Here is a 12,280-nt window from a genome sequence, read left to right on the forward strand (position 1 = left end):
GTAATCGTTTACGTGTAACGAAATTTACGTGCCCACTCCCGCACGCGATGCCGGTATCCTTGCCCGCCTGACTTGCCCCGCCGTTGCCTCCCAAGGCCAGACCATGAACCGTGACTCCCGCGTAGAACACCTGATAGCCCGCATGACCGTCGAGGAGAAGGTCGGCCAGCTGGGCGTGTTCGCCGATGCCGTGCGCCCGTTCGCGCCGGACATCAACCCCGAGGTCAATGCGCGTGGGGCGGCCGAGGTCCTGGAGCAAGTGCGCGCCGGCAAGGTCGGCGCGTTGTTCAATGGCGTCGGCGCGGCCGAAGGACGCGAGGCCCAGCGCGTGGCCGTGGAAGAAAGCCGGCTCGGTATCCCGTTGCTCTTCGGTGCGGATGTGATTCACGGCATGCGCACCGTGTTTCCCATTCCACTGGCCGAGGCCTCGTCGTTCGAGCCGGACCTGGCGGAACGCACGGCGCGCGCCACCGCCGTCGAAGCCACGGCGGCCGGCGTCCACTGGACGTTCGCGCCAGCCGTTGACGTCGCGCGCGACCAACGCTGGGGCCGCGTCGCCGAAGGCGCGGGTGAAGACGTGGTGCTCGGCTCGGCTTTCGCGGCGGCGCGCGTGCGCGGCTTCCAGGGTGGTGACCTGAAGGCAGCGGATTCGCTGCTTGCCACGCCGAAGCATTTCGCCGCCTATGGCGCCGTCACGGCCGGCATGGAATACAACTCGGTCGACATCGCGCCACAGACGCTGCGCGACGTGCACCTGCCTCCGTTCAAAGCCGCGCTCGACGCGGGCGCGCTGACCTTCATGAGTGCGTTCAACGACATCAACGGCGTCCCGGCGTCGGCGGATCGGGGCCTCATGACCGATCTCCTGCGCGGCGAGTGGGGTTTCCGTGGACTCGTGGTGTCCGACTACACGGCGGACATGGAGCTCATCGCGCACGGCTTCGCCGAGGATGAGCGCGACGCCACACGCCTCGCCTTCCTCGCTGGCGTGGACATGAGCATGCAGAGTGGTTTCTACGCCGCGCACCTGCCGGACCTCGTCGCATCGGGTACCGTGCCGATGGACGTGCTCGACGAGGGCGTGCGCCGCGTCCTCTCGGTGAAGGAGGCCATCGGCCTGTTCGACAATCCTTACCGTTCGCTCGACCCGACGGCCGAGGCGGATCGCTCGCGCGACAGCGAGCACGCGGCACTCGCGCGTGACGCCGCCCGGCGCTCCATCGTCATGCTGAAGAACGAAGGCGTGCTGCCGCTGCGCAAGAGCGGCCAGAAGCTCGCCTTGATCGGTCCGTTCGGCGCGGACACGGACAACCTCGAGGGTTGCTGGACCCTGTTCGGCGACACGTCCCGCCACACGAACATCGAGAGCGGATTGCGCGCGGCGCTCGCCGACGCGACGTCCCTCGAGGTCGTGGCGGGGTCCGGCGTGGAGGAAGCCATCGAGGGCGGCATCGACGCCGCTGTCGTCGCGGCACGGCGTGCCGATGTCGTCGTCCTGGCGATCGGCGAACCGCAGAATTATTCCGGCGAAGCGCAGTCGCGCACGCAGATCGTCGTGCCGGCCGCGCAGCAGGCGCTGGCCGAAGCCGTGGTCGCCACCGGCACGCCTGTCGTGGTGCTCCTCAAGAACGGCCGCGCGCTCGCATTGAACGGTGCCGTGCGCGATGCCCACGCGATCCTGGTCACCTGGTTCCTCGGCAGCCAGACCGGTCCCGCCATCGCCGACGTCCTCTTCGGCGATTACAACCCCTCGGGCCGACTCCCGGTGAGCTTTCCCCAGGACTCCGGGCAGCAACCCTATTTCTATAACCACCCGCGCACGGGCCGACCGGAACTGGCCGACCAGCCGCCGGCGTTCAAGTCGCGCTACCGCGAAGTCACCTTCGAGGCGCTGTATCCGTTCGGGCATGGCCTCAGCTACACGACCTTCGGCTACAGCGCGCCCCGCGTGCCCGCACATGCCGGCTGGGACGACACCGTCGTCGTATCGGCGACGGTCACCAACACGGGCGACGTCGTCGGCGAAGAGGTCGTGCAGCTGTACATCCACGATCGTGTCGCCAGCCGCGTGCGGCCCGTGCGCGAACTCAAGGCCTTCCGGAAGGTCCTGCTTGCACCGGGTGAAACGGTGGACGTCACTTTCGAACTGACGCGGAAGGACCTTGCCTTCACCCATCGCGACGGCAAGACCTTCGAGGCCGAGCCCGGCGACTTCCTCGTCTGGATCGCCGGCTCGTCCGTGACAGGCGAACCCGCGACGTTCGTACTACGCGCCGACTGACTTTTCGCAGGGCTCTGCCCCGGTACGCGAGACGAAATTGGATACCTAACATCGACGCAGGCAGTATCCGAAGCGTTTCGAGGGGATTACCGCACGTTTCTTCAGCCACGCCCGGCTGTGTCCATGCGGTCAGCCGTCTACTTTGGCGCTCCACATCAAGGAGCACCGTCATGAAGTCGTGCCATCACCGCATCGCCACCGCCGTGGCGATCGCCGCACTCGCTGCTTTGTCGGCACGAGTCGTCGTCGCCACGCCACGTGCCTTGACCGGATCGTTGCAACGTCCACAGGTCATCGCATGGGGAGCCTGTCCCGAAAGTTGGGTCGGGTCGACCTCGGACAGCCTTGGCGACCGCTTGCAATGCGGCTCCATGACGGTGCCATTGGACCATGTCGCTCCCGACGGTCGCATGATGGAAGTCGGCGTGGTCCGCGTGCGGGCAGGCACGCGGACACAACGCGAAGGGGCCATCTTCTTCAACAACGGCGGCCCCGGTTCGCATCCGGGGAAACTGCTGCAAGCGACGGCCGCTGCGTGGGCGCGTGCGAATCCGAACGATCCGGACGAGGTCGACAAGCGGCGACTGTCGGAGCGTTACGACTTCGTCGCCGTCATTCCCCGGGGGCTGGTAGGCAGCAGTGAGTTCAGTTGCGGGCCATCGGTCCCGAGGGGCTTCCCCTTCCTGCCCACCCACCTCGACGACGACACGTGGAACCTCGCGGTCGCCGACGCACGCGCCGTCGTCCAGGGGTGTCGTGCTTTCGAGAGCGCGCGTTACATCAATACCGAACAGTTCGTCCACGACATGGACGCGCTTCGTCGCAGCCTCGGCGACGACCGGCTGCACTTCTATGGCATCTCTTATGGCGGCATGGTGGGCGCGTGGTACGCGGCCACGTATCCAGAGCACGCTGGCCGCATGCTGCTCGATTCCACGCTGGATTTCACGCGCGACTATCGTATGGCGACCCGCGCCTCCATGCTCGCGCTGCATGGCGAGTTCACCCGTAAAGCCGTCGCGCCCCTGCTGGCGAACGCGCGCCGGTACGGCCTCGGCACCTCGAACGATGCCGCGAGCGCCATCGACGAACTGCCGCCCCGCATACGCGAGGTCTGGGTACGGGAGATGACGTTGCCGGTTCGACTCGCCGCCGCGCTGCATGTCGCGTCGTGGATGCGACGCGACAACCCAGCCACTTTCGACGCCTTGGCCTACATCCTCCAGCGCTCACCGACGAGCGCCGACCACACCCTCGACCGAAGCATCCGCTGGGAAGCGTCGCGATTGGCGTCGGTACTGTATGCGCCGCCGCGCATTCCCCATGGCTTCTTCACGGCGACCGACCAGGATGCAGTACGCACCCTCGTTCCCTGCAACGACTGGGCGTGGACGCGCGGCGAAGAGGCGATCCGGGACACGTTGCGGCAGGATGCCGCCCGCTACTTCAGCGTCACCGGCGAAGAGACCTTGGATGAACTGGTCTGCCTGCATTGGGGCGCGCCCAGTTCACGCGCACCGGACCTGGCACACCTTGGCAACGTCACGCCGTTCCTGCTGATCCAGTCGGAAAAGGACACGTCGACGCCGATCGGCGGTGCCCGCCGCATCGTCGACCGCTTCGCCACGGCCAACATGCTCCTGGTGCGCGGGTCGTCCCTGCATGGCGTCTTCAACTACACCACCTCGCCTTGCGTCGAACGCACCGCGGCGCGATACCTGCTCACGGGCATCGTGCCGGCATCCGCGAGCCGCATCGCCGCTTGCGAGGGGCGCTTCGACAATCCTCTCGACGCCCTTCCGGGTGCAGCCCCGGCACTCGCCAGCGTGCCCGTGCCAGTCGACGTACCGCTCCCTGCCGGCCACGACGAACTCTGACCGGTCAGAACATGACCTGCGCGCGCACCTCGACAATGTGGGGATCCACGCGCAGGTCACGGCGATCGCTCGTCGCGCGCACGTAGTTGCCTTGCAGCTTCAGGTACTTCGTGATGTACCAGTTGGCGCCGACCGTCCAGTCGTGCTCGGTGCCGCCCAATGTGGGGCCGTCGTCCAGGTCGAGCGTGCTGTAGCGGAGCACGAACTCGAGCGCGCCCCACGCCCCCTTCGGCACGATGTCCCCGACATTGCCGGCGTTGTAGGTACGCGATTCGCCGGTCATCACCCAGCTCCCGAAGGCATACCAGCCGTGCGCGTCGTAGGTGGGCTTGTCCTTGAGGTGTACGGCGGCGGACAGGTACTCGCCCTGCAACGACCACGGTCCGTGTATCCATAGACCTTCGAGGCCGCGCCGATCGACGTGGTCGGCGATGCTGAGTGCGCCCGAGTCGACCAGGCGCTGGCTCACGAGGCCCGCCTCCGGCAACGCACGGAGCCGCACGTTGGGCGGGTTGTAGCGTCCGCGGCCATCGGTGCTGCCTTCCGGCTCCTCGCGAGAGAACGAGCCGCCGAGGTGGAGCACGTCGCCCGGCGTATTCAGCGGCGTCCAGGCGGCACGCGCGGCGACCATGCGGCCATCCAGGTCACCTTGCAGGTTGCCGCCCTTGTAGTAGCCGAGCTGGACGAGATACGCCTTGCGCGTGAGCGCCCAATCCAGGCCGACGCGGCGGTTCGCGTAAATGGCCTGCATCGGCAGCGAGGTCTCCATGAACGAGGTGCTGCCCGTGCTGGTATTGCCCTCGAAGCCCACCGGCGTCTTCATGAAGCCGACGCGAAACGCGCCGACATCGCTGCCGAACAGCGCCTTGCCCTGCATGCGGAAGAACACGTCGAGCCAGGTCTTCGTCTGGAAGTCGAACACGACGGTGCCGTCGTACACGCCCTTCTTGCGGATGAAGAAGCCGAATTCCTTGCGCCGGTTGGTGTGCGCATCGTCGTAGAGCCCCTCGTCGTGCGAGAAGCGGTCCGAGTCGTACTGGTACTTCAATGTGAGACCCAGGTCGGTCCCATCGGCGAACACATGGTGCGTCGGCCAGTTCGTCCGCCAGTCGTAGCTGTTGGACGGTGCGTCGGCGGCCGCGGCAAACGCGGGCGCGATCAGCGCGAAAGCGCCGAGGATGATCTTATTCAAGGTGGAGCCCCTCTCAAGCGAGCCGACTGCACCGGCTTGCACTATGGATGACTATACAGCGCGCTTGAGAATCCACTCAATGCCGCAGGTATGTCATCGGCAGGTCGCTCCAGGTCTTTAAGAAAAAGAAAAGGGCGCCGCGGCGCCCTTCTCCCTCACCTTGCGATCGTCGTCAGATCGCGTAGTACATCTGGAACTCGAGCGGGTGGGTGCTCGCACGGTACCGCGTGACTTCCTGCATCTTCAGCGCGATGTAGCCGTCGATGAAGTCGTCGGTGAAGACGCCGCCCGCCTTGAGGAACTCACGGTCCTTGTCGAGCGCGACCAGCGCTTCGTCGAGGCTCGCGCAGACCTGCGGGATGTTCTTCTCTTCTTCCGGCGGCAAGTCGTACAGGTCCTTGTCCGCCGGTGCACCCGGGTCGATCTTGTTCAGGATGCCGTCGAGGCCGGCCATCATCAGCACGGTGAAGGTGAGGTAGCCCGACTGCATCGGATCCGGGAAGCGGATTTCGATGCGGCGGCCCTTCGGGCTGGACACGTACGGGATGCGGCAGGAGGCCGAGCGGTTGCGCGCCGAGTAGGCGAGCATCACCGGGGCTTCGAAACCAGGCACCAGGCGCTTGTAGCTGTTGGTGGTGGAGTTGGCGAAGGCGTTGATGGCCTTGGCGTGCTTGAAGATGCCGCCGATGTACCACAGCGCCGTCTGCGAGAGACCGCCGTACAGGTCGCCCGCGAACAGGTTTTCGCCGTTCTTCGAAAGCGACTGGTGCACGTGCATGCCCGAGCCGTTGTCGCCGACGATCGGCTTCGGCATGAAGGTCACCGTCTTGCCTGCCTGGTGGGCGACGTTCTTGATGACGTACTTCATCGTCATCAGCTCGTCGGCCTTCTTCACCAGCGTGTTGAAGCGCGTGCCGATTTCGCACTGGCCGGCATTCGCGACTTCGTGGTGATGCACTTCGACCACCTGGCCCAGCGACTCAAGCACCTTGCACATGTCGGCGCGCAGGTCGCCGAGGCTGTCCACGGGGCTGACCGGGAAGTAGCCGCCCTTCACGCCCGGGCGATGGCCGGTGTTGGTGCCGTCGTACTTGTAGCGCGACGACCAGGCCGCCTCTTCCGAGCCGATCTCATAGAACACGCGGCCCATGTCGTTCTGCCAGCGCACCGAGTCGAAGATGAAGAACTCGGGTTCCGGACCGAAGAACGCGGTGTCGGCGATGCCGGTGGACTTCAGGTAGGCCTCGGCGCGCTTGGCGATGGAGCGCGGGTCGCGGCCGTAGGCCTGCATGGTGCTCGGCTCGAGCACGTCGCAGTGCAGGATCAGCTGCTTGTGCGCGCTGAACGGGTCGAGGTGGGCGGTTTCCGGATCCGGCATGAGGACCATGTCGGACTCGTTGATGCCCTTCCAGCCAGCGATCGACGAACCGTCGAACATCTTGCCGTCTTCGAAAGTGCTCTCGTCGATGGCGTGGGCGGGGAACGTGACGTGGTGGTGCTTGCCGAGGATGTCGGCGAAGCGCAGGTCGACGAACTCGATTTCCTCGTCCTGGATCAGGTTCAGCACTTTGGAAGCGGCGGACATACAAACCTCGAATGGGGTTGGGGCGGAATGCGGTTAGCAATCGCTATGCCAGCACCTCCGCCATCGACGGAGTGGCCTCGGCCAAGCCGGGGCATCATAGACCGCCGGATCGGGGACTGTGCGAACGCACCATTGTGGTGCAATGCAGGACGGGTTGCACCACGAGGTGGGGCACCGCATGCCCGAGGGCGTAACCGCCATTACGCTGGCACGATGCAGGATCGCCTCCGAGAGACCTGCCATGCGCTTCCTCTTCGCCGTCGCCGCCATCGTCTTCGCGGTGCCGCCGCTCCACGCGACCGGTGCGCAGCGCACCTACGCCAACCCGATCGACATCGACTACCGCTACAACTTCGAGCAGATGAACCAAGGCATCTCGTACCGGACGGGTGCCGACCCGGCGGTCGTGCGCTTCGGCGATGCCTGGTACATGTTCCAGACGCTCGCGGACGGCTATTGGATGTCGAAGGACCTGGTGCGCTGGGACTTCGTGACGCCGGACCACTGGCCGTTCAACGGTCTCGTGGCGCCCGCGACCCTGGTAGCCGACGGGAAGCTGTTCCTCATGCAGTCGGCGTTCGCGCCCCGACCGCTGATGGTCACCACCGATCCGGCCAGTGGGCGATGGCATTTTTGGACCCGGCAACTGCCGGTTGTGCCCGGCGCCACGCAGTACGACGAGGCAGGGAAGACCGAAGCCTCGGGTCCGCTCCCGCCCGGTCCCTGGGATCCGGGCCTGTTCCAGGACAAGGACGGGAAGGTGTACCTGTACTGGGGATCGTCGGACACCTACCCGCTCTACGGCGCGCAGCTCGATCTCCGCCTCGCTTCGCGCGAAGGCGAAGGCAAGCGCCTTGCCTTCCTGACGCCGCCGAGCGCGCTGGTCCACATGGACCCCGCGCGGCATGGCTGGGAGCGCTTCGGCCCCGACCACACCATGGGCGACAAACCCGCCTACATGGAGGGGTCCTGGATGAACGAGCACGGCGGGCGCTACTACTTCCAGTACGGCGCGCCGGGCACCGAGTACAACGCGTACGCCACGGGCGTCTACGTCGGGACATCGCCGCTGGGGCCGTTCGAATACGCGCCGTACAACCCTGTCGGCTACAAGCCAGGCGGGTTCGTCACGGGTGCCGGCCATGGATCGACGTTCGAGGATGCGTATGGCAACGCCTGGAACACGGGCACCGCGTGGCTGGGCGTGAACTGGACCTTCGAACGCCGCATCGACATGTTTCCCGCAGGCTGGCACGACGACGGCCAGATGTGGATCGACACGCGCTTCGGAGACTTCCCGCACCGCATGCCGGACCACGCCTTGCGTGAGGGGGAGGACACCTTCACCGGATGGATGCTGCTTTCCTACCGGAAGAAGGTCGTCGCCTCGTCGTCGTTAGCCGAGCATCCGGCCTCTGCGCTTACCGACGAAGACCCGCGGACGTTCTGGGTGGCGAAGTCCAACGAAGCTGGCCAGACGCTCACCCTGGACCTCGGCGGGACGCCGACGGTACGCGCGGTGCAGATCGATTATGCGGATTTCAAATCGGACCGTTACGGCGACGCGCCCGATCTCGTCACGCAGTTCGTCCTGGAGGGCTCGAGCGACGGCAAGCGTTGGACAACGCTCGCGGATCTGTCGAACGAGTCACGCGACCGACCGAATGCGTACATCGAACTGCAACAACCGCAGCGCCTGCGCTACGTTCGTTACAGGCACAAGCACGTGGGCGCGAAACATCTCGCGATCTCCGACCTGCGTGTCTTCGGCAACGCGGATGGCGCACCGCCGGCCGCGCCGGAAGGTCTCGTGGCGACGCGTGGCAGCGACACGCGTGAGGCGACGATCGCCTGGAAGCCTGTGCCTGGCGTGGTGGGATACAACGTTCGCTGGGGTCTCGCCGCCGACCGGCTGCATTCGACCTACCAGCGCTTCGCGGATCAGCCGACATCGTTTACGCTTCGCTCTCTCAACAAGGGCGTTCGTTATGTCGTGGCCGTGGAGGCTTTCGACGAACGTGGCGTCTCCGCATTGTCCAAGGTCGTCGAGTTGGCTCCGTAGGAGTTCGCGGCCTGGGCCGCTACTACGCGAACCGCACAGGGTCATGGCATGACGAACAGGCACGACGACGATACACCCGACACCGGTCGGCGCCGGTTGCTCGGCGGCATGGCCACCACCGGCGCGCTGCTCGCGCTGGGCGGCCTCCAGGATGCCTCCGCAAACGGTGCGAAACCGGCGGCGCCGGCGCCCAGCGGCAAGGACTTGGACGCGCTTCTCGAAAAGCACATCCAGCATGTCGTCGTCATCTATGCGGAGAACCGCAGCTTCAACAATCTGTTCGGCGAGTTCCCCGGCCTGCAGCAACCGCTGAGCGCCGTGCCGAAAGAGCGCCACCTCCAGCGCGATCGCGACGGCAAGGTGCTCGACACGCTCCCACCGATCTGGGGCGGTCTCGTGCCGCACGAACAGGTCGTCGACCACAAGACGTACAAGATCGTCGAGAAAGACATCGCCGGCCTGCCGAATGCGCCCTGGGCGCTGCACACCGGCGACGGCACGACACCCTTGCCGCACGGCCTCGTCACCCGCGACCTCGTCCACGCGTTCTACAACAACCAACTGCAGATCAACGGCGGCAGGAACGACGGCTTCGTGGCGTGGGGCGACAACGGCGCCCTCACGATGGGCTACTACGCGAGCGCACCGGTGCACCTTCGCCTGTGGCGGCTCGCGGAGCAGTTCACGTTGTGCGACAACTTCTTCATGGGTGCGTTCGGTGGCTCGTTCCTCAACCACCAGTACCTGGTGGCCGCGCAGCCACCGTTCTATCCGAATGCCGACAAGAGCCCCGCGCAGTTCAACATCGCGGTGACGGAGAGCGGCGAGCCGACGGACCATCGCCTGAAGATGGCGGAGGACTCGCCGAAGAGCGCCATGGACGGCAAGCCGAAGTTCGCGCACCACAACACGTTGACGCCGGACTTCTGGGCGGTGAACACCATCGGTCCGCCCTACTCGCCCGGCTTCAACGTCGACCGGAAGAACCCGCTCCTGGCCGACGCGAGCAGCGCCAACACGCTGCCGCCGCAATCGCATAAACACATCGGCGACATGCTCTCGGCGAAGGATGTCGACTGGGCGTGGTACGGCGGTGGCTTCCAGGCCGCGCTCGAAGGCAAGGGCGACGGCAGCGACGGCAGCTTCCCGCAAACGCCCAACTTCCAGCCGCACCACCAGCCGCTCAATTACTTCGTCTCCCTCGCGCCCGGTACCGAATCGCGCAAGCGGCACCTGCGTGACGGAGGCATCGGCGAAACGCCCTCGACCAACCATTTCCTCGCCGATGTCGCGGCCGGCAAGCTGCCGGCGGTAACGTTCTACAAACCGCAGGGCGACCTCAACATGCACGCCGGCTACTCCGACGTGGAAGCCGGCGACCGCCACATCGCCAACGTCGTGCACGCCTTGCGTACGAGTCCGCTGTGGAAAGACATGCTGGTAATCGTCACCTTCGACGAGAACGGCGGCTGGTGGGACCACGTGGCGCCGCCCAAGGGCGATCGCTGGGGCCCAGGTACACGCATCCCCGCGCTGGTGGTCTCGCCCCACGCGAAGAAGGGCCATGTCGAACATACGATCTACGACACCGGGTCCATCGCGCGCTTCCTCACCCGCCGCTTCAAGCTGGAAAAGCTGCCGGGCCTGAAGATGCGCGAGGAGGCGATGGTGGCGGCGGGCGGCCCGCCCCCCGGCGACCTGACCGAGACGCTCCAGTTCACGTAAGCGCGGCCTAGTGGCCTCCGGCGCCGCCGGAGGCGAATGGCGGCTTCGCGAACCACACCGCGATCATCGCGAGGCCGAACATCAGGCCGAACATCCAGAAGACGTCGTTCACGGCGAGGGTGGCGGCCTGCATGTCGACGATTCGATTGAGGGCGGCATTCGCCGTGGGACCCTGCACGCCGAAGGCCTGGAAGCGCTCCAGGTACTCGCTGGTGGTACGACTGCCTTCGCTCACGTTTTCCGCCAGCACGGCGTGGTGGTACGTCGTGCGATGCGAGTACATGGTGGTACTGACAGCGGTGGCGATGCTGCCCGCCAACGTGCGGAAGAAGTTGGACAGGCCCGATGCGCTGGCCACCTGCTCGTCGGGCAGTCCGGAAAGGATGATCTGGTTGACCGGCACGAAGAACAGCGCGACGCCGGCGCCCATGCACATGCGCGGCAACGCCAGTTCGCTATACGGCGCGTTGGTACTCAGCGTCGACATGTAGAACGAAGCACCCGCGAAGATCGCGAAACCGACCGTGTTCAACAACCGCAGGTCGAACTTGTTCTGGAACGCGCCGACCAGGGGCGACATCACGATCGCGAGGACACCGATCGGCGCCACGACGAAGCCCGCCCACGTCGCGGTATAGCCGAGCACCTCCTGCACCCACATCGGCATCACCACGGTGCCGCCGAAGAAGGCGAACATGCCGAGCGACAGGCATAGGACACCGACGAGGAAGTTACGCTTCGCGAGCAGCCTCAAGTCGACGACGGGACTCTTGTGCATCAGCTCCCAGGCCACGAGGAAGGTCAGGCACACGAGGGATACGATCGCCAACGCCGTGATCGTCTTCGAGGTGAACCAGTCGTCGTCATTGCCGTTGTCCAGCATGAACTGCAGGCATCCGACGCCTACGGCGAGCAGGAACAGGCCGACCGCGTCGATCGGGACCTTCACAATCTTGGATTCGCGGTCGCGCAGGAGCGCGTAGGTGATGACGATGGCGAAGATGCCCACCGGGATGTTGATGAAGAAGATCCACGACCAGTGGTAGTTGTCGGTGATCCATCCGCCGAGGATCGGTCCGAACACCGGGGCGACCACGACGGTCATCGCCCAAAGCGCCAGCGCGATGGGCCGCTTCGCCACGGGATAGTTGTTGAGCAGCAGTGTCTGCGACAACGGCACCATGGGCCCCGACACCGCGCCCTGGCAGAGGCGGAACACGATCAGCATCGGCATGCTCTGCGACAGGCCGCACATGGCCGAGAACACGACGAACAACATGACCGACACCGAAAAGGTCCGCACTTCGCCGAAGCGCTTCGCGATCCAGCCCGTGAGCGGTTGCATGACGGCGCTTGCCATCGAGTAGGCACTGATCGCCATCGTGCCTTCGTTGCTGCTGACGCCGACATTGCCCGCGATGGTGCGCACCGACACGTTGACGATGGAGATGTCGAGCACCTCCATGAACGTGGCCAGCGCCACGCCCGCCGTCAACAGGGCGAGGGCACCGCCGGTCAGCGGTGGCCGGGCGTTGTCCTGATCGGACTTACCCATCGC

General features: G+C 65.7%; 7 protein-coding genes. 4 read left to right on the forward strand and 3 right to left on the reverse strand.

Features of this window, described 5'->3' with window-relative positions:
• Positions 1-103 precede the first annotated feature (103 nt).
• Complete coding sequence (locus tag ACQKIE_RS08225; protein ID WP_427457720.1) at positions 104-2,281, forward strand: glycoside hydrolase family 3 N-terminal domain-containing protein; 2,178 nt, start codon at positions 104-106, stop codon at positions 2,279-2,281.
• A 170-nt stretch (positions 2,282-2,451) separates the two neighbouring features.
• Positions 2,452-4,158: an alpha/beta hydrolase gene (locus ACQKIE_RS08230; RefSeq protein WP_427457723.1), complete on the forward strand. Its 1,707-nt coding sequence runs from the start codon at positions 2,452-2,454 to the stop codon at positions 4,156-4,158.
• A 4-nt stretch (positions 4,159-4,162) separates the two neighbouring features.
• Here ACQKIE_RS08230 and ACQKIE_RS08235 read toward each other — a convergent pair whose 3' ends face one another.
• Positions 4,163-5,350: an OprO/OprP family phosphate-selective porin gene (locus tag ACQKIE_RS08235; protein WP_427457726.1), complete on the reverse strand. Its 1,188-nt coding sequence runs from the start codon at positions 5,348-5,350 to the stop codon at positions 4,163-4,165.
• 172 nt (positions 5,351-5,522) lie between these two features.
• Complete coding sequence (gene glnA, locus ACQKIE_RS08240) at positions 5,523-6,935, reverse strand: type I glutamate--ammonia ligase (protein WP_166700095.1); 1,413 nt, start codon at positions 6,933-6,935, stop codon at positions 5,523-5,525.
• Between the two features lie 241 nt (positions 6,936-7,176).
• Here glnA and ACQKIE_RS08245 point away from each other — a divergent pair, with 241 nt between their 5' ends.
• Positions 7,177-8,997 carry a family 43 glycosylhydrolase gene (locus ACQKIE_RS08245; protein WP_427457730.1) on the forward strand — a complete coding sequence of 607 codons (1,821 nt, stop codon included), beginning with the start codon at positions 7,177-7,179 and terminating at the stop codon, positions 8,995-8,997.
• 48 nt (positions 8,998-9,045) lie between these two features.
• Positions 9,046-10,722 carry an acid phosphatase gene (gene acpA / locus ACQKIE_RS08250; RefSeq protein WP_427457733.1) on the forward strand — a complete coding sequence of 559 codons (1,677 nt, stop codon included), beginning with the start codon at positions 9,046-9,048 and terminating at the stop codon, positions 10,720-10,722.
• 7 nt (positions 10,723-10,729) lie between these two features.
• Here the strand turns inward: acpA and ACQKIE_RS08255 are convergent, their stop codons facing one another.
• Positions 10,730-12,277, reverse strand: coding sequence for a DHA2 family efflux MFS transporter permease subunit (locus ACQKIE_RS08255; RefSeq protein WP_427457736.1), 1,548 nt, complete (start codon positions 12,275-12,277; stop codon positions 10,730-10,732).
• Positions 12,278-12,280 lie beyond the last annotated feature (3 nt).

It is taken from the genome of Luteibacter sp. NPDC031894 (assembly GCF_050273135.1).
Classification (GTDB): domain Bacteria; phylum Pseudomonadota; class Gammaproteobacteria; order Xanthomonadales; family Rhodanobacteraceae; genus Luteibacter.

Coding starts and splice junctions, on each gene's coding strand:
- ACQKIE_RS08230 (WP_427457723.1), top strand. CDS start 2,452: ATGAAGTCGTGCCATCACCGCATCGCCACCGCCGTGGCGATCGCCGCA.
- glnA (WP_166700095.1), bottom strand. CDS start 6,935: ATGTCCGCCGCTTCCAAAGTGCTGAACCTGATCCAGGACGAGGAAATC.
- ACQKIE_RS08225 (WP_427457720.1), top strand. CDS start 104: ATGAACCGTGACTCCCGCGTAGAACACCTGATAGCCCGCATGACCGTC.
- acpA (WP_427457733.1), top strand. CDS start 9,046: ATGACGAACAGGCACGACGACGATACACCCGACACCGGTCGGCGCCGG.
- ACQKIE_RS08255 (WP_427457736.1), bottom strand. CDS start 12,277: ATGGGTAAGTCCGATCAGGACAACGCCCGGCCACCGCTGACCGGCGGT.
- ACQKIE_RS08245 (WP_427457730.1), top strand. CDS start 7,177: ATGCGCTTCCTCTTCGCCGTCGCCGCCATCGTCTTCGCGGTGCCGCCG.